At 60.1% G+C, this 16,698-nt stretch carries 17 protein-coding genes; 8 read left to right on the top strand and 9 right to left on the bottom strand.

All coding sequences use genetic code 11. The annotated features are described in order from the left end of the window. Positions 1–38: 38 nt before the first annotated feature. Genes AC13RE_RS03505 through AC13RE_RS03515 form a run of 3 tightly spaced genes read right to left on the bottom strand, consistent with a single transcriptional unit; the run spans position 39 to position 3,750 of the window. The gene (locus AC13RE_RS03505; protein WP_488561966.1) at positions 39–1,070 is read right to left on the bottom strand and encodes an ABC transporter ATP-binding protein; all 1,032 of its coding nucleotides are present in this window, start codon (positions 1,068–1,070) and stop codon (positions 39–41) included. Further along, positions 1,058–2,752 carry an ABC transporter permease gene (locus AC13RE_RS03510; RefSeq protein ID WP_488561967.1) on the bottom strand — a complete coding sequence of 565 codons (1,695 nt, stop codon included), beginning with the start codon at positions 2,750–2,752 and terminating at the stop codon, positions 1,058–1,060. Before AC13RE_RS03510 ends, AC13RE_RS03505 begins: the two co-directional genes overlap by 13 nt. Before the next feature lie 17 nt (positions 2,753–2,769). After that, entirely contained in the window at positions 2,770–3,750 is a 981-nt protein-coding gene (locus tag AC13RE_RS03515; RefSeq protein WP_488561968.1) for an ABC transporter substrate-binding protein, read from the bottom strand. Between the two features lie 172 nt (positions 3,751–3,922). Between AC13RE_RS03515 and AC13RE_RS03520 the strand changes: the two genes are divergently transcribed. Continuing rightward, the gene (locus tag AC13RE_RS03520; RefSeq protein WP_488561969.1) at positions 3,923–4,981 is read left to right on the top strand and encodes an aldo/keto reductase; all 1,059 of its coding nucleotides are present in this window, start codon (positions 3,923–3,925) and stop codon (positions 4,979–4,981) included. An 18-nt stretch (positions 4,982–4,999) separates the two neighbouring features. Here AC13RE_RS03520 and AC13RE_RS03525 read toward each other — a convergent pair whose 3' ends face one another. Further along, positions 5,000–6,229, bottom strand: coding sequence for an aminotransferase-like domain-containing protein (locus AC13RE_RS03525; RefSeq protein ID WP_488561970.1), 1,230 nt, complete (start codon positions 6,227–6,229; stop codon positions 5,000–5,002). 158 nt (positions 6,230–6,387) lie between these two features. On the opposite strand from AC13RE_RS03525, the gene AC13RE_RS03530 reads away from it, so the two are divergent. Next, a complete protein-coding gene (locus AC13RE_RS03530) occupies positions 6,388–6,975 on the top strand; it encodes a class I SAM-dependent methyltransferase (RefSeq protein WP_488561971.1) in 588 nt (195 codons plus the stop codon). A gap of 50 nt (positions 6,976–7,025) precedes the next feature. Here the strand turns inward: AC13RE_RS03530 and ilvC are convergent, their stop codons facing one another. Both ilvC and AC13RE_RS03540 read right to left on the bottom strand, forming a co-directional pair. Beyond that, on the bottom strand, positions 7,026–8,045 hold the full coding sequence (ilvC, locus tag AC13RE_RS03535) for a ketol-acid reductoisomerase (protein WP_015340257.1): 1,020 nt from the start codon (positions 8,043–8,045) through the stop codon (positions 7,026–7,028). Positions 8,046–8,089: 44 nt separating this feature from the next. Next, on the bottom strand, positions 8,090–8,740 hold the full coding sequence (locus AC13RE_RS03540) for a TetR/AcrR family transcriptional regulator (RefSeq protein ID WP_132716924.1): 651 nt from the start codon (positions 8,738–8,740) through the stop codon (positions 8,090–8,092). 234 nt (positions 8,741–8,974) lie between these two features. Between AC13RE_RS03540 and AC13RE_RS03545 the strand changes: the two genes are divergently transcribed. Beyond that, on the top strand, positions 8,975–9,409 hold the full coding sequence (locus AC13RE_RS03545; RefSeq protein WP_488561972.1) for a hypothetical protein: 435 nt from the start codon (positions 8,975–8,977) through the stop codon (positions 9,407–9,409). Positions 9,410–9,427: 18 nt separating this feature from the next. Here AC13RE_RS03545 and AC13RE_RS03550 read toward each other — a convergent pair whose 3' ends face one another. After that, positions 9,428–10,336 (bottom strand): AraC family transcriptional regulator, encoded by a 909-nt coding sequence (locus AC13RE_RS03550; protein ID WP_488561973.1) that lies wholly within the window; start codon positions 10,334–10,336, stop codon positions 9,428–9,430. Positions 10,337–10,537: 201 nt separating this feature from the next. On the opposite strand from AC13RE_RS03550, the gene AC13RE_RS03555 reads away from it, so the two are divergent. Beyond that, positions 10,538–11,581: an NAD(P)-dependent alcohol dehydrogenase gene (locus AC13RE_RS03555; RefSeq protein WP_132716927.1), complete on the top strand. Its 1,044-nt coding sequence runs from the start codon at positions 10,538–10,540 to the stop codon at positions 11,579–11,581. 54 nt (positions 11,582–11,635) lie between these two features. Here the strand turns inward: AC13RE_RS03555 and AC13RE_RS03560 are convergent, their stop codons facing one another. Continuing rightward, entirely contained in the window at positions 11,636–12,898 is a 1,263-nt protein-coding gene (locus tag AC13RE_RS03560) for an NAD(P)/FAD-dependent oxidoreductase (RefSeq protein WP_488483155.1), read from the bottom strand. A 109-nt stretch (positions 12,899–13,007) separates the two neighbouring features. After that, a complete protein-coding gene (locus AC13RE_RS03565) occupies positions 13,008–13,472 on the bottom strand; it encodes an Lrp/AsnC family transcriptional regulator (protein WP_488561974.1) in 465 nt (154 codons plus the stop codon). Between the two features lie 162 nt (positions 13,473–13,634). On the opposite strand from AC13RE_RS03565, the gene AC13RE_RS03570 reads away from it, so the two are divergent. From AC13RE_RS03570 to AC13RE_RS03585, 4 genes are all read left to right on the top strand, one after another. Further along, complete coding sequence (locus AC13RE_RS03570) at positions 13,635–14,354, top strand: aspartate/glutamate racemase family protein (RefSeq protein ID WP_488561975.1); 720 nt, start codon at positions 13,635–13,637, stop codon at positions 14,352–14,354. A gap of 70 nt (positions 14,355–14,424) precedes the next feature. Next, entirely contained in the window at positions 14,425–15,354 is a 930-nt protein-coding gene (locus tag AC13RE_RS03575) for a bifunctional helix-turn-helix transcriptional regulator/GNAT family N-acetyltransferase (protein ID WP_488561976.1), read from the top strand. A gap of 84 nt (positions 15,355–15,438) precedes the next feature. Further along, positions 15,439–15,945, top strand: coding sequence for a GNAT family N-acetyltransferase (locus AC13RE_RS03580; RefSeq protein ID WP_488561977.1), 507 nt, complete (start codon positions 15,439–15,441; stop codon positions 15,943–15,945). Positions 15,946–16,035: 90 nt separating this feature from the next. Beyond that, positions 16,036–16,653 carry a TetR/AcrR family transcriptional regulator gene (locus AC13RE_RS03585; RefSeq protein WP_488561978.1) on the top strand — a complete coding sequence of 206 codons (618 nt, stop codon included), beginning with the start codon at positions 16,036–16,038 and terminating at the stop codon, positions 16,651–16,653. The last annotated feature ends 45 nt before the right edge of the window (positions 16,654–16,698 follow it).

Raw genomic sequence — 16,698 nt, forward strand, 5'->3', positions numbered from 1 at the left:
AGGAGGCGACATGGAACAACCATCTTGTCCCCCACCGATCAAAGCCGCCAGGCGGAGCGGATCGCGACCCGATAATCATCGCCCACGGCAACAGCCTCGCGGCTATAGGCGCGCAGCACCTGTCCATCCGGCATCGACAGCCTCAGCGCATAGCGCTCCCCTTCATAAAGGATGGAATCGACACGGCATGAAATGCCCTCCCCGTCGACAACCACGTCCTCCGGCCGCACGAGAATATCCGCACCTCCCGAGCCGCCTGCCCGATTCTCCCAAAGGTCTCGGAAGAACGGCCAATCGATACGGCGTGGACCGCCATCGGGAAAAGCCATCGACAGGATGGCACCCTGCCCGACCAATCCCCCGACCATTTTCCCTTCGGGGCGCGCATAGATCTCCGCCGGCGGCGCCACCTGCAGCAGCCGCCCTTCGGACATGACGGCAACGTCGGTCGCAAGCGCCATCGCTTCGCTCTGGTCGTGCGTGACATAGACCATGGTGGCGCCGGAGCGCTGGTGGAATTCGCGAAAGGTCTCCTCCATCTCCTTCTTCAGATGACGGTCGAGGTTGGCGAGCGGCTCGTCCAGCAGCACGACATCGGGCGATGTCACCAGGCAGCGGGCAAGCGCCACGCGCTGCCGCTGGCCGCCGGAGAGATCCGCGGGCCTGCGTTCCGCATAGTCGCCGAGACGCACCGTCGCCAAGGCCTCGCGCACCTTCTCGCGATAACGCTCGCCAGAGATGCCGCGCACCTTCAGCGGGTAGCCGACATTATCGGCGACATTCATGTGCGGCCAGAGCGCGTAGGATTGGAACACCATCGCCATATTGCGCCGCTCCGGCGGCAACATGTTTGCGGCATCGGCCAGCAGCCGTTCGCTGAGATGGATGGAGCCATCGGTCGGCTGCTCAAAACCGGCGATCATTCGAAGCACAGTCGTCTTGCCGCAGCCCGAGGGACCGAGCAGTGCCAGGAAGCCGCCTTCGCGGACATCGAGCGACAAAGCGTTGACGGCAGCGCGTCCGCCCGTGCCGAAATCCTTGCTGACGTGATTGAGGATCAGCTTCGCCAAGGCACCACTCCCTTCGGCAGGCGCTTGGCCATGATTTCCAGAAGCACCATCATGATGACGACCATGGCAATGACGATGACCGACATGGCAGAGGCCAGATCGGCGCTGCCGCCATCATCGAGATTGTAGATGACGACGCCGAGCGTCTGCGTGCCTGCCGACCAGAGCAGCGCTGAAACGGTCAGCTCGTTGCAGGCAATGAGGAAAACGAGGATCACCGATGCCCCAGCAGCCGGCGCAATCAGCGGCACGATAATATCGGTCAAACGCCGGAAGAATCCTGCACCGGAAAGCCGCGCGGCCTCTTCCAGCGCCGGATCGAGCTGCAGGAAGGCGCTCATGACCGGTTTCAGGCTGACCGCGAAATAAGCGGAGAAATAGGCGAGCAGAATGATCCAGATCGTCCCGTAAAGCGTGACGTTGAGGATCGGCAAGGGTGCCGCAAACACCAGGATGAAACAGACAGCGATGATGATGCCCGGAAGCGAATAAGGGATCTCGATCATGCCGCCAACGATACGGCTGAGCGCGTCCTTGCGCCGCGTCAGCGCATAGGCAGCGAGCACTGTCACCAGCAGGAGACCAAAAGCCGTCATGCCCGCGAGGAACAACGAATTGGAAAAGGCGGTGCGCGTTATGCTCTGCCGAAACAGGATTTCCGTAAATGCGTTGAGCGACGCCGTCTTGACGGTGAGCGGCACGCCATATGCCGGCACCAGCGCACCTGCGACCAGCGCCAGAAAGGGAGCGACAAGCATGACGAAGAGGATGGCATAGAGCACCGGCAGCGCCAGATAGCGCCAACGGCCGAGCGAAAAGGCAGCCGTCGCGCCGGAAATGCCGATGACGCGGTAATCACGCCCTTTCAAGGCCCTGCCCTGCACGGCAAGCCCGGCAACGGCAATGACGGCGATCATCGACGAGAGGACGGCGATATCGCCGAATGTCCTCGGCCCGAAATTGGAGAACTTCGTGAAGATCAAGGTCGAGAGCGTATAGATCGAGGCGGGAATACCAAGGATCGCCGGAATGCCGAAATTGCCGATGGACGAGACGAAGGCAATCGCAGCGCCCGCAATGACACCGGGCAGAGACAAGGGCAGGATGATATCGCGGAAGACACGCAGGCCGGACGCGCCCGAAAGCCTTGCGGCCTCGACGCCATCGCGCGGCAGCGCCATCAGGCCGGCGCGCAGAGCGAGATAGACGAGCGGTGCATGCTGAACGCCATAAAGCAGCGCAATGCCGCCGACAGAATAGAGCGGCTGCGGCGAGCCGAGCGGCGGCGCGATATGCAACGCTTTCAGCAAGGGGCTCGACGGCCCGGACATCTGCACCCACGCCAGCGCCGTCACTTGCGGCGGGATCATCATCGGCAATACGAAGAGGAAACCAAGCAGCCCTCTGCCTGACAAATCTGTCAATGTCAGCAGGAACGCGAAGAGGCAGCCGAGCAAGACGGAAACGATGGTGCCGAGCACGGCCGTTTCGATCGTGTACCAGGCCGAGCGCCAGAGCGAGGGATCGGTGATGAGTTCATAGGTACCGCCCTTAAGCAGCGCCTCGACGCCAGCAAACGCCAGCCGTGCCAGCGGCAAAACGCTGAGCAAGAGCACGAAGGCAACAACAAAAGGAAACAGCCAGGCCGGCTGGCTGTTTCCTCGACGCACATATGAGTACATTCCAAATCCGGGTCGGATTACTTCGACTTGAAGTAGGTGGAGAAGGTCTTGAGGTCCTGATCCGTGTTCTTGAGAGCATCGGCGGCATTCAACGGCAAAACCTTGATGCTGTCACGTGCCGGGAAGCCTTCCGGCAGCGGCGTGCCGTTACGGGCCGGGATGTAGCCGAGCTTCAGGAAGCCTTCCTGGCCTTTTTCGGAAAGAACATAATCGACGAACTTCTTGGCAGCATCGGCATGCTGCGTGCCGGCAAGGATGCCGACCGGCTCGGTCACGGCGGAAACGCCTTCCTTCGGGAAAACGAATTCCAGCGGAGCGCCCTTGGCCTTTTCGCGGATCGGCATGTAATCGACGATCATGCCATAGGCCTTCTCGCCGGACGCGACCGACTTCAGCACGGCGCCGTTGCCGCCCGAAGCGATCGCGCCGTTCTCGGCGAGGTTCTTGTAGTAGTCCCAACCGAGACTGCCGACGCCGGCGAGCGTCTGCGCGTGGATAAGAGCGGCGCCCGAAGCCAGCGGGCTCGGCATGGCGACGAGACCCTTGGCTTCCGGCTTGACCAGATCCTGCCAACTTGCCGGCTTCATCGCGGCGGCGGTGTTGTAGACGATGCCGGTCGTGATCAGCTTGGTGGAATAGTAATAACCGCCGGCGTCATAGAGCGACGCATCGTAATTTGCGGCTTCCGGCGACTTGTAGGCAAGCAGCTTGCCGGCTTCCTTCAAGCGCTCCAGCGTCACCGTATCGGCAATCAGCAAGACATCGGCAACCGGAGCGCCAGCCTGCATTTCAGCCTGCAGCTTGGCAATGATCTGCGGCGTGCCATCACGAACCCAATCGACCTTGATGCCGGGGTTGGCAGCCATGAAACCATCGACGGTCGCCTGCGCATCGGCATTCGGCTGGCTGGTATAGAGGACGAGATCGGCGGCGTTGGCGCTTCCGGAGAAAAGGGCAATGGCCAACAGGCCGGCAAAGGCGGAAACAAAGGTCTTCATGAAAACGTCCTCGGCTAGGTTGTACGAGGTTGTCTAGACGCAGGGCTTAACATGATTGTGACAGTTGAATTTGAATAGATTGCCGTTCGTATGATGATTGAATCTTGACCACCGCGATCCGGCGCTATTTGCTGAGGCACGTTATTCAGACGGGATCGAGGAGGATAGATCGATGGAATATCGTCTGCTTGGCCGCTCAGGCCTTAAAGTTTCCACCATCACCATGGGCACCATGACCTTCGGCGGTGTCGGCTGGGCAAAAACCGTCGGCGATCTTGGCATCAAGGATGCCAAGAAGCTTGTCGACATGTGCCTGGATGCCGGCATCAACCTGCTCGATACGGCCGACGTCTATTCGCAAGGCGCATCGGAGGAGATTCTTGGTGAAATCATCGGCGGCCCGCGCAAGAACGGCGCGCTCATCGCCACCAAGGCCCGCTTCCCGATGGGGCCGGGCGTCAACGATGTCGGCTCATCCCGCCAGCACCTCATTCAGGCCTGCGAGGCAAGCCTGAAGCGCATGAAAACCGATGTGATCGATCTCTATCAGCTGCATGAATGGGACGGACAGACACCGCTGGAAGAGACGATGGAAGCGCTCGACACATTGGTTCGCCAGGGCAAGGTCCGCTATATCGGCTGCTCGAACTTTTCCGGCTGGCACATCATGAAGGCACTTGGCGTCAGCGAGCGCGACAAGCGCGAACGCTTCGTCAGCCAGCAGATCCACTACACGCTGGAAGCCCGCGACGCCGAGAACGAACTGGTGCCGATCAGCCTCGACCAAGGTCTCGGTATTCTCGTCTGGAGCCCGATTGCCGGTGGCCTGCTCTCAGGCAAGCATCGCCGCAATCAGGCAACGCCGGAGGGTACGCGCCAGTTCGCCGGCTGGACGGAACCGCCGATCCGCGATGAAGACCGCCTGTGGAATATCGTCGATACGCTGGTGGAAATCGCCGATGGCCGCGGCGTCTCCGCCGCTCAGGTGGCGCTTGCCTGGCTCATCGGCCGCAAGGGCGTGACCTCGGTCATCATCGGTGGCCGCACCGAGGCTCAGTTCAAGGACAATCTCGCCAGCGCCGAGCTGAAGCTGACGGACGAGGAACGCAAGCGGCTCGATGACGTCAGCCTGCAGCCGCTGATGTATCCCTACTGGCACCAGCGCAATACGGCCAGCGACAGGCTGAGCGAGGCCGATCTGGCGCTGATCGGCCCGCACCTTACCAAGTAAGAAAACGGCGACGGCGGCTTAGGCCGCCATCGCCCCGATTTCACCCGCAATCAGCTTGCCGAGCCGCGAAATGCCCTCTTCGATCATCTCGTCATTGGCGCAGGAGAAGCTGACACGGAAAGTGTTCGCGCCCGAACCGTCGGCAAAGAAGGCCTGACCTGGCACGAAGGCGACTTTCGCCGTTTCGAGAGACCGTGCAAGCAGCTTGGCGCCGTCCATACCCTTCGGCAGGGTCACCCAGACGAACATGCCGCCCTGCGGCTTCGTCCAGCTCGTACCGTCAGGCATGTATTTCGCAAGCGCCGCCAGCATGTAGTCGCGGCGGTGGCTATAGGTCTTGCGGACCTTGGCAACTTGCGCATCAAACCCGCGCTCGGCGACCTGATGGATCGCGATCTGGTTGATGGTCGAGGAATGCAGGTCGGCCGCCTGCTTCATCAGCACCAGCTTGCGGATGACAGGCGCATTGGCGACGATGAAGCCGACACGAAGGCCGGGCGCCAGCGTCTTGGAGAAGCTGCCGCAATAGATCGTGCGCGTGTCGTTGATGCTGCCCTTGCGCGCGATTTCCAGCGCCAGGATCGGCGCGACCGGCTCGCCGTCATAACGCAGCGACTGATAGGCTGCGTCTTCGATGACGGCGATATCGAGCTCTTCCGCAAGGTCGAGCAGCTTCTCACGCCCGGCCAGGTCGACCGTCTCGCCCGTCGGGTTGGCGAAGTCGGCCGAGAGATAAGCGAACTTCACCCTGCCCCCCGCCTGCGAAGCCGCGGCGCGATAGGAATCCGGCGTGCGGTTGCCGTTCGGCGTCAACTGATCGTAGGTCGGCTCATAAGCATTGAAGGCCTGCAGCGCGCCGAGATAGGTGGGCGCCGTCACCAGCGCCGTGTCCTTCGGCGATAAGAAAAGCTTGCCGAGATAATCGAGCCCCTGCTGCGAACCGGAAACGATGAAGACATTTTCGAGCTCACAGGGAATGCCGAGCGCGCCCATCTGGCCGACGAGCCATTCGCGCAGCGGCTTGTAGCCTTCGCTGACCGAATATTGCAGCGCTGCATTGACAGTCGGACCGGAAAAGATGTCGGCATAGGCCTGCTTGAACTCCGCATCCGGAAACAACGCGGGATCGGGAATGCCGCCGGCGAAAGAGATGATATCCGACCGCTCCAGCAGCTTCAGCAGCTCGCGGATTTCGGAGGCGCGCATACGGCTCGAACGCGTCGCAAAGATATTTTCCCAATTCAACATGGGGCTTCCTCGTAATTTTTGGTCTTTGCATCACAAGATCACGCAACAAAAGATAAGTCAACAATACTGACCTATTTTGTTTGTCATGGTGACAGATATTGTCTGCCTTTCCTGCTAGCATCGACGATGGTCTTACAAAGAAATGAACGCCAGCCAGCATGAGCACCGACCCGACAGCGTCCTTCTATACCGACAACGCAGCCGTTTACGCGGCACGCGAACGCCGGCTGCCGCGCCAGAGACTGGATGCCTTTCTGGCCGCCCTGCCCGCCCGCGCAACCATCCTCGAACTGGGTTGCGGCGGCGGCCAGGATGCCGCCTATATGCTCTCGCGCGGCTTCGACGTCACGCCGACGGACGGTTCAGCCGAGCTTGCGAGGGAAGCGGAAAAGCGTCTCGGCAGGCCCGTTCGAGTAATGCGTTTCGAGGTCTTGGACGCCACCGAAATCTTCGACGGCATATGGGCGGAGGCCAGCCTCCTGCATGTTCCGCGATCAGTGCTGCCGGATGTCTTCGACCGCATTTCTCGCGCCCTGAAAACGGGCGGCATCTTCCAAGCCAGCTTCAAGGCCGGAGAAGCGGATGGGCATGACAAGTTCGGACGTTACTACAACTATCCTTCCGCCGTATGGCTTGAGGCTATGCTGAGCGCCGGAGGATGGAGAAACATTACAATGACTGAAGCGGATGGCGGCGGCTTCGATGGCGAACCGACAAGATGGCTTTACGTCAAAGCTCAAAAATAGAAAGGCCGGAGCTTTCGCCCCGGCCCTCCAGTCCGGCTCACGCCGAAAGCTTAGTTGACCGACTTGTCGACCAGCTTGTTCTTGCCGATCCAAGGCATCATGCCGCGCAGTTTGGCGCCGACTTCTTCGATCTGGTGGCTGTCGTTGTTGCGGCGGATACCCTTGAAGCGGGCAGCACCCGAACGGTATTCCTGCATCCACTCGGAGGTGAACTTGCCGGTCTGGATGTCCTTGAGGACGCGCTTCATCTCAGCCTTGGTCTCTTCGGTGATGATGCGCGGGCCGGTGACGTATTCGCCCCACTCGGCCGTGTTCGAGATCGAGTAGTTCATGTTGGCGATGCCGCCTTCATAGATCAGGTCGACGATCAGCTTCACTTCGTGCAGGCACTCGAAGTAGGCCATTTCCGGAGCGTAGCCGGCCTCAACAAGCGTTTCGAAGCCGGCGCGGATGAGCTCGACCAGACCGCCGCAGAGAACGACCTGTTCGCCGAAGAGGTCGGTTTCGCACTCTTCGCGGAAGTTGGTTTCGATGATGCCCGAACGGCCGCCGCCGACGCCGCAAGCGTAGGAGAGAGCGAGTTCAAGGGCGTTGCCGGAAGCGTTCTGGTGAACGGCAACGAGGCAAGGAACGCCGCCGCCCTTCTGGTATTCGCCGCGAACCGTGTGGCCCGGGCCCTTCGGAGCAATCATGACGACGTCGACCGAAGCCTTCGGCTCGATGAGGCCGAAGTGGACGTTGAGGCCGTGGGCGAAAGCGATCGCAGCGCCGTCGCGGATGTTCGGAGCAATATCGGCCTTGTAGATGTCGGCCTGCAGTTCGTCCGGGGTCGCCATCATCATCAGGTCGGCCCAGGCAGCAGCTTCGGCGACGGTCATGACCTTGAAGCCGTCGGCTTCGGCCTTCTTGACCGTGGGGGAACCGGCCTTCAGCGCGATCACAAGGTTCTGTGCGCCGCTGTCCTTCAGGTTCAGCGCGTGAGCGCGGCCCTGCGAACCATAGCCGATGACGGCGACTTTCTTCGACTTGATGAGGTTGAGATCGGCATCACGATCGTAATAGACGCGCATTGTTTGTCCTTCCCTTTGCTTGTCTGGGTGCAGATTTTAAATTGTCAGACGGTCGCTGCCGCTTCCGCCAATACCTTTTCCGTGCCGTAAAGCTTGAGGAAGGCGCTGACCGCCTTCTCAGCCTGACGGCTCGTATCCTTCAAACCGGGCTCGCCGAGCAGCATGCGCACATGCAGATCGGAGACGATGAGCCCGTAAAGCGTGTGATATGCTTCGTCGGCATCGATAAAGCGCAGCAGCCCTGCCCGCTTGCCGGCATCGATGAGACCGATGGCGCGGCGGTCGATCTGCCTGCGGCCGCGCTCCAGCAGGAGCTTGCCGAGCTTGGAGCCGTCGCGGTTCGACTGGCCGATTGCCAGACGATTCAACGCCAGTGAAACGTCGCCAGCCAGAACCTCCAGCAGGTCGCGGGCGAAAACGACAAGATGATCATGCAGGCTTGTCGTATTCAGCCGCTCGCCATTGCGCTCGAAGGTGCGAACCTTGCTGGCCTGATAGGTGATCATCGCCGATAGCAAGCCGTCCCGGTCGCCGAACCACTTGTAAAGACTTTCCTTCGAGCAATTGGCGGCGCGCGCGACGCCGGAGGTCGTTAGCGCCTTCTCGCCGCCATCGACGAGCAGACGCAGCGCCTGTTCCAGAACGGCGTTCTGGCGCGGCGAAAACTCGCTCGACTGTCCTGCTTCGCTCAGCACGATGGCTACTCCCAAATGCGTACCGTACGGTACGGTTCGTGGCGCTTTATGCAGGACACCGATGCAGCCGTCAAGCGGAATTCGTTGCTGCACCGCGTTAAAAAGACGAAGGACACTTGTCATGGCGAGCGCACAATAGATAGATCATGTCGGCCTCTATTGCTGCGAGATCGTTCGGTGAAACCCGTGGTCAATCACTCTTATAAAGCGGCGCAAGCCTGGCGCGTCGGATACATGGAAAGCGGTAAACGCTGGGCAATCACCTGGATTGCTGGAATCTGCCTTGCGGGCGGACTATTTCACCTACCCCTACCGGCGGATGCAGCGTCAAAATCTCTGCCGCGCTCCGCCGGGCACTATTGCGGCAAACTTCTCTCCAGCGATCGGTTGGTCGATGTCGAAACGTCGCTGCAGGTCGATGCGAAGGGCCACGTAGCGGGGACCTATCGTTTCAACGACGATGGCGAGACAACGGTCGGCACCCTCTCGGAAATCGGAACGACACCCGGCAGAGTGCGAACACTGCGATGGTTTGACAAATATGGAATGGGCTCGCTGACAATCCGCTTCGATGCCGGCTATCATCGTTTCCAAGGTCTGTGGGGGCCGCAGGACGTCACGCCGAGCTACACATGGAATGGCAGCAGCTGCAACGCGCCGATCAGCTAACTGCCGTCGGCACGAAACCTACTCGGCGGCAACCACGCTATTGCGCATCGCCTCGACATCCTTCAGCGGCGGCAGGCCATAAAGGCGGCTGTATTCCCGGCTGAATTGCGAGGGACTTTGATATCCGACGCGATGGCCTGCCGATCCGACATCTAGCTGCTCGACGATCATAAGGCGCCGCGCCTCATGAAGCCGAAGCTGCTTCTGATACTGCATCGGCGATAGTGCCGTGACAGTCTTGAAATGGTGATGCAGCGACGAAACGCTCATGCCGACGCGCTCGGCGAGCTCTTCGATGCGCAACGGCTGCGTATAGTTGCCGCGGAGCCAGGCGACGGCACGCGCCACCCGGTTGCTCTGGCTCTCGGCCATCGCGATCTGCAGCAGCCGAGGGCCATTCGGACCGGTCAGCAGGCGATAGAGGATTTCCTGCTCGATCAAAGGCGCCATGGCTGGAATATCTTCGGGCCGATCAAGCAATCGGAGCAGCCGCAGCGAGGCATCGAGCAGTTCCGGCGAGGCGGCGTTGACCGCAATTCCGCGCACAGGCTCGGTCAACGCCTGACGCGGTATGCTGACGCGCGACAGGAGCTCCTTCAACCGTTCGCTGTCGAGCGCCATACCAAAACAAAGATAAGGCGTATCGCTGCCGACATTGGTGACCTGCGTCGATACCGGAAGGTCGAGCGCGGTCAAAATATACTCGCCGACACCGTAATTGTAGGTCTCGGCGCCGATTGTCAGGTTCTTGCGCCCCTGAACCACGATTGCAAAACAGGGCCGGTAAGCCCCATGCTGCCACACGGTCGCAGCCGACTGCCGATAGAGATTAAGATTGTCTATCGGCGTGCGGTGTTCGCCGTCGCTCGGAGCGAAACGTGCAACGATCGACGCGAGTTCCTGATTGGGATTGAAAGGCAGTGTCATGCGCAACCAACTGTTTTCGAGCAGATATCGATGCCTATCTAGGTAACACCTTTCGATCGCGAAAGACCTGCCGCGCATTTAGATTCGCAGGATCGTACATAAAGCTTGCAGGATCGCTCTAACGCTGTAGCCCGGACCTGATGCATGGTGGGTCATCGAAATTCTACCCCCAACCCATCCGAAAAGATAAGGAAATCTCCCATGCCTATCGCAAAGGGTTATGCAGCAACCGACGCGTCCAAGCCGCTCACACCATTCACTTTCGAGCGTCGCGACCCGAATGCGGACGACGTTGTCATCTCCGTCAAATATTGCGGCGTCTGCCATTCCGACATTCACCAGGCCCGCAACGAATGGGGCGGCTCGAAGTATCCGATGGTGCCCGGCCATGAAGTCGCCGGCATCGTGACCGCCGTCGGTTCCGAGGTCACGAAGTTCAAGGTCGGCGACCGCGTCGGCGTCGGCTGCTTCGTCGATTCCTGCACGACCTGTGCCACGCGCGACCTGGATTACGAACATTACATGCCAGGTCTCGTCCAGACCTACAACGACGTCGAAGCCGACGGCAAGACGCCGACTTTCGGCGGCTATTCCGACTCGATCGTCGTCAAGGAAGGCTATGTCCTCTCCTTCCCCGATAATATCCCGCTCGACTCGGGCGCACCGCTGCTCTGCGCCGGTATTACGCTCTTTTCGCCGCTGCGCCACTGGAAGGCAGGCCCAGGCAAGAAGGTCGCGATCGTCGGCATGGGCGGCCTCGGCCACATGGGCGTGAAGCTGGCCCATGCCATGGGCGCCGACGTCACGGTTCTGAGCCAGACGCTGTCGAAGAAGGAAGACGGCTTCAAGCTGGGCGCGAAGGACTACTACGCCACCAGCGACGCCGAGACCTTCACCAAGCTCGCCGGCACCTTCGACCTGATCATCAACACGGTCGGCACGGCGATCGACTGGAACGCCTATCTGAACCTGTTGAAGTATGATGGCAGCATGGTGCTGGTCGGCGTTCCCGAACATGCGGTTCCGGTGCATGCCTTCTCACTGATCCCCGGCCGCCGCAGCCTCTCCGGCTCCATGATCGGCTCGATCAAGGAAACCCAGGAAATGCTCGACTTCTGCGGCGAGCACAACATCGTGGCCGAGATCGAGAAGATCAACATCCAGGAAATCAACGAAGCCTATGAGCGCGTTCTGAAGAGCGACGTCCGCTACCGCTTCGTCATCGATATCGCTTCGCTGGCATAAGCACTGTTGCGCAGCAACTCATACGAAAAGGGCAGCCGTAAGGGCTGCCCTTTTTCATTCCTCGCGCATGGTTTCCTTCTGCGTGATCAGCCGGGCGCTGTGCTGCCGACTGATATAGATCCAAAGCCAGCTCCAGGCGACGGCGATGCGCCAACGCACGCCGATCAGGAAATAGATGTGGGCAAGCCCCCAGACCCACCACGCGAGCCATCCCTTCAGCTTGATCCAGCCGAAATCGATGATCGCAGCACTTTTGCCGATCGTCGCAAGGCTGCCCTGATGGCGGTAGTGGAACGGTCCGGGCGACGGTCTGCCCGCAAGCTTTGCCTTGATGACCTTGGCGACATAAGCGCCCTGCTGCTTGGCAGCCGGAGCGATCCCCGGCACGGGGCTGCCATCGTCACGCATGACGGCTGCGGTATCGCCGATGATGAAGATATCCTCCTCGCCCGGCGCCCTCAGATCCTTGTCGACAATGGCGCGGCCGGCACGATCGGCTGGAATGCCAAGCCATTTCGCCGCCGGCGACGCCTCGACACCCGCCGCCCAGACGATGGTACGGCATGGCACGAAGGTGTCGCCGATCGTCACGCCTTCGGCCGTGCATGAGGTGACCGGTCTACCGAAGCGGACGTCGACACCCAGCAGTTCCAGCTCCTTGTGCGCATAGTCGGAGAGCTCTTGCGCGAAGGCGGGCAACACCCTTGGGCCGGCCTCGACGAGGATGATCTTCGCCTTGCGGGTATCGATATTGCGGAACTCCTTCGGTAGTGTTGTCCTTGCCAGCTCGGAGATGATACCGGCGAGCTCGACACCCGTGGGACCCGCGCCAACGATGACGAAGGTCAACAGCGCCTCACGGACGGCCGGGTCGGTTTCCATTTCCGCCTGCTCAAAGGCCAGCAAGAGCCGCCGGCGGATGGTGGTTGCATCCTCCAACGTCTTCAATCCCGGCGCCACCGGCTCCCACTCGTCATGGCCGAAATAGGCATGGGTCGCGCCGGTTGCCAGCACCAGCGTGTCGTAATGGATCTTCTGACCGTTCTTCAGGAGCACCTCATGCGCCGCGCTATCTACGCCGACAACCTCGCAGAGCAAGGTCGTCACGTCAGGTCGATCGCGGAAGAAATTGCGGATCGGCCAGGCGATCTCGGAGGTCGCAAGCAGAGTGGTCGCGACCTGATAGAGGAGCGGCTGAAAGAGGTGATGATTGCGCCGATCGATCATCGTAATGCGGACGGGAGCACCCTTCAGATCGTTGGCGAGCTGTACCCCGCCAAAGCCGCCTCCGACCACGACGACATGATGATCCTGCATGGCAACACCTCGCGATTAACTCTGCTCAAAAACGTAGGGTTGAGAAGGATATGCAGCAACCATCTTTTATGCATGGCACCTCTGCACGGCCACGATATGGCCAAGGCACCTATTGTGCATACCCGACAGGAACGGAGGCGCCACTTTTAAGTTCCTCCATCGAGATCGACGCCGAGACGTCGAAGAGCTCGATCTTGCGCACGAGCTGTTTATAGATGACATCGTAATGCTCGACACGCGGCAAGACGATCTTGAGGATATAATCATAATTCCCGGTAAGCCGATGCGCCTCCACGATCTCAGGGATATCACCGATGACTTTGCGGAAGGATTCGATCCACTCGTCGGCGTGATGCGCCGTCTTGATCATAGCATAGACCGTGGTCGGCACTCCCATCTTCTCGCGGTCGAGCACGACGATGCGCCGGGCGATATGCCCGCTTTCCTCAAGCCGTTGTATGCGACGCGAGCAGGCCGACACCGACAGGGCAACGCGATCGGCAAGTTCGGTGACCGAGATGCCGGCATCCGCCTGCAGAAGTTCGAGAATCTTTCGGTCGCGTTCATCAAGCATGTGCGGCAACTCCTCATATATGCGCCAATATTTTGCACATAAATCGCAAAATGCGCAAACATTTGCAGATAGATCCTGATAAGCTTCAAAAAACGCAAACATACGGCGGGTGAATCGCCGCACTATTCCTCCATTCAAAATCCACGAGCGGAGAACAGCACTATGCGCACCATTGGCCTGATCGGCGGTATGAGTTTCGAGAGTTCGGCAGTCTATTATCGCCTGATCAACGAAATGGTCCGCGAGCGGCTGGGCGGCCTCTCCTCGTCCGAACTGGTGATGTACTCCGTCAATTTCGAGGAAATCGTCGCGCTGCAAAAGGCTGGACGTTGGAACGATGCCGCCGATCGCCTCGGCGATGCGGCAGAACGCCTGCAAAAGGCTGGTGCCGAATGTGTGCTCATCTGCACCAACACCATGCACCTGATCGCACCTCAGGTTGCCGAACGCGTTTCAGCTCCGCTCATCCATATCATCGATGAGACCGCCGCGGCCTTGAAGGCCGCCGGCAGGGTCAAGCCGCTGCTGCTCGCCACACGCTACACGATGGAACACGGCTTCTATGCCGAGCGTATGGCTGAAAACGGCGTCTCCATCATGGTGCCCGGTCCCGAGGATCGCACCGTCACGCACGATATCATCTTCAACGAACTCTGCGCCGGCATCATCAAGGACGAGTCGCGCCGGAAGCTGAACGGCATCATCGCGCGCGCCAAGGCGGAAGGCGCCGACAGCGTCATTCTCGGCTGCACCGAGATCTGCCTCATCCTCGATCCGAAGGCGCTGATCCTGCCAGGCTTCGACACGACGACGATCCACGCGGAAGCCGCCGTAAACTTTGCTCTTGCGGATGCAAAGGCTCGCAGCAGCTGCGCCGCCTGACGTCAATCAATTTACTTGACTGAGTCCAATAAATATCACACATCGTCTCCATACCTGAGGAGACGATGTCATGCCCGCCGCTGCCGATTTCACGACCATCGATGCCGTTCGTAACTTCAATCGCTTCTATACGAATTTCCTCGGCGTCCTGAACAAGGCGTATCTCGACAGCCCCTACACGCTCACGGATGTGCGCGTGCTGTTCGAAGTCGGCTTCCGCGGTGGCGTCGCAGCTTCCGCGCTGACACGCGAGCTGCATCTCGACCCCGCCTATCTCAGCCGCATCGTCAAGCGCTTTCGCGAGGATGGGCTGATCGAAACGACGCCGGACCCGATCGATGCGCGCAGCCAGATCATAAAGGTCACCGAGAAGGGACAGGTGCAGTTCGAGGAGTTCGTCCGCCGCTCACGCGCGCAGATCGCCGGATATTTCGAGAAACTCGCGCCCGGCGAACCCGAGCGTGTCGTTGCAGCGATGCAGACGATACAGGAAACACTCGGCCCCGATCGAACCGCAGCGCCGCCCGCGCTCATCCGCAATCACCGGCCCGGTGACATCGGCTGGATCGTACAAAGCCAGGCGCGCTTCTACACCGAGGAATTCGGCTGGGACGATCGCTTCGAAGGCTTGGTGGCCGAAGTCGCCGGCAAATTCCTGTCTAATTTCAACCCGCAAAAGGATCGCTGCTGGATTGCCGAGCGAGGCGGCCTGAATGTCGGCTCCGCCATGATCACCGATGGCGGCGACGGCATCGCAAAGCTTCGGCTGCTCTATGTCGACAAGACAGCGCGCGGCCTCGGCCTCGGCAAGATGCTGGTCGACGAATGCATCCGTTTCTCGCGCGATGCCGGCTATAGAACACTCTCGCTGTGGACCAACGATATCCTCGACACGGCACGGGCGATCTACATCAAGACTGGCTTCAGGCTTGTAGCGGAGGAACGGCATCGCATGTTCGGCCCGGAACTGAACGGCCAGACGTGGGAACTCGATCTGTAAATATCCTTGGGGAGATAGGTGGATAGACAGGCGCTTGGTTGAACCATATCCTCGATACACCCTAATTTGCATCGAGCTTTTCCCATGACCAGCGACACCGAAATCCGGATAGAACCCATATCAACCGAGTACATCGAAGGTTTTCACAAGGCGCTCGATACGGTCGCGCGTGAGCGGGAATATCTGTCGCTGCTTGAAGCCTTTCCGCTGGAAGAAACGCGCATTTTCGTGCTTGGCATGATCGAAAAAGGCAATCCGCAGTTCGTCGCCTTGGCCGATGGGAAGGTGGTCGGCTGGTGCGACATCAGCCGTCATGACTTTCCTTCCCATGCCCATGCCGGCCGGCTCGGCATGGGCATCATCCCTGCCTATCGCGGCCGGGGGTTGGGACGTCGATTGATTGAAACGACGCTGCGCGCCGCGCGTGATGCAGGAATGGAACGCATCGAACTCAGCGTGCATGCCGACAACAACAAGGCCATCACGCTCTACGAAAAAGTCGGCTTCGTCCGCGAGGGCCTCGCTCGCAATTCCGTTCGCATCGACGGCCGCTATAAGGACGCGATCCACATGGCGTTTTTCCACGAGTAGCGGGACCGGTCGCAATCACTATTCTTCCGATTCTTGCTGCGACGCAAAAATTCGCTTGATTTGGAAACGATCATTTCCTAAAAGAATGACATGACGACGGACACACTCGACATCGCACCCAAGCTTCGCGGTCGCCCGCGTGAATTCGACATGGATTCCGCGCTGGACGAAGCGCTGCGTGTTTTTTCGGAGCGCGGCTATTACGCCGCCTCGATCAGCGAACTGACCGAGGCCATGGGCCTGACCGCAGGCAGCGTCTACAAGGCTTTCGGCGACAAGCGCGGCATCTTCCTCGCCGCGTTCAGCCGGTATCGCCAGGTCCGCCAGCAACTCATCGACGAGACGCTTGCAAAAGCCCCAAACGGCTATGAAAAACTTCGTGCCTTGGTGACGTTCTTCGCGGAGGCCTCATGCGGGGAGATCGGCCGCCGCGGCTGCCTCGTGGTCGGCAGCGCGACCGAGCTTGCGCTTTTCGACGAAGAAGTCGCCGGTCGCGTCGGCGTCGCCTTCGATTTCGACGAAAGACGCATCCTCAATTTGATCCGTCTCGGACAGGAGGACGGCTCCATACCGAAGCATGTCGACCCAGGAAGCACCGCTTGCACCCTGCTGGCCTTGACCAAGGGCATGCGCGTGATCGGCAAGACTGGCCGCAAGACCGAACAGATGCTCGCCGTCGCAGAGACGGCCATGAAACTGCTGAACTGATTTTCACTGAAATTTCGGGGAACGTAACCCCCGCTCCTATTGAGG

The organism is Martinezella sp. CNPSo 3959 (assembly GCF_057784355.1).

Coding starts and splice junctions, on each gene's coding strand:
- AC13RE_RS03510 (WP_488561967.1), bottom strand. CDS start 2,752: ATGTACTCATATGTGCGTCGAGGAAACAGCCAGCCGGCCTGGCTGTTT.
- AC13RE_RS03515 (WP_488561968.1), bottom strand. CDS start 3,750: ATGAAGACCTTTGTTTCCGCCTTTGCCGGCCTGTTGGCCATTGCCCTT.
- AC13RE_RS03520 (WP_488561969.1), top strand. CDS start 3,923: ATGGAATATCGTCTGCTTGGCCGCTCAGGCCTTAAAGTTTCCACCATC.
- AC13RE_RS03525 (WP_488561970.1), bottom strand. CDS start 6,229: ATGTTGAATTGGGAAAATATCTTTGCGACGCGTTCGAGCCGTATGCGC.
- AC13RE_RS03530 (WP_488561971.1), top strand. CDS start 6,388: ATGAGCACCGACCCGACAGCGTCCTTCTATACCGACAACGCAGCCGTT.
- ilvC (WP_015340257.1), bottom strand. CDS start 8,045: ATGCGCGTCTATTACGATCGTGATGCCGATCTCAACCTCATCAAGTCG.
- AC13RE_RS03545 (WP_488561972.1), top strand. CDS start 8,975: ATGGAAAGCGGTAAACGCTGGGCAATCACCTGGATTGCTGGAATCTGC.
- AC13RE_RS03550 (WP_488561973.1), bottom strand. CDS start 10,336: ATGACACTGCCTTTCAATCCCAATCAGGAACTCGCGTCGATCGTTGCA.
- AC13RE_RS03555 (WP_132716927.1), top strand. CDS start 10,538: ATGCCTATCGCAAAGGGTTATGCAGCAACCGACGCGTCCAAGCCGCTC.
- AC13RE_RS03560 (WP_488483155.1), bottom strand. CDS start 12,898: ATGCAGGATCATCATGTCGTCGTGGTCGGAGGCGGCTTTGGCGGGGTA.
- AC13RE_RS03565 (WP_488561974.1), bottom strand. CDS start 13,472: ATGCTTGATGAACGCGACCGAAAGATTCTCGAACTTCTGCAGGCGGAT.
- AC13RE_RS03570 (WP_488561975.1), top strand. CDS start 13,635: ATGCGCACCATTGGCCTGATCGGCGGTATGAGTTTCGAGAGTTCGGCA.
- AC13RE_RS03575 (WP_488561976.1), top strand. CDS start 14,425: ATGCCCGCCGCTGCCGATTTCACGACCATCGATGCCGTTCGTAACTTC.
- AC13RE_RS03580 (WP_488561977.1), top strand. CDS start 15,439: ATGACCAGCGACACCGAAATCCGGATAGAACCCATATCAACCGAGTAC.
- AC13RE_RS03585 (WP_488561978.1), top strand. CDS start 16,036: ATGACGACGGACACACTCGACATCGCACCCAAGCTTCGCGGTCGCCCG.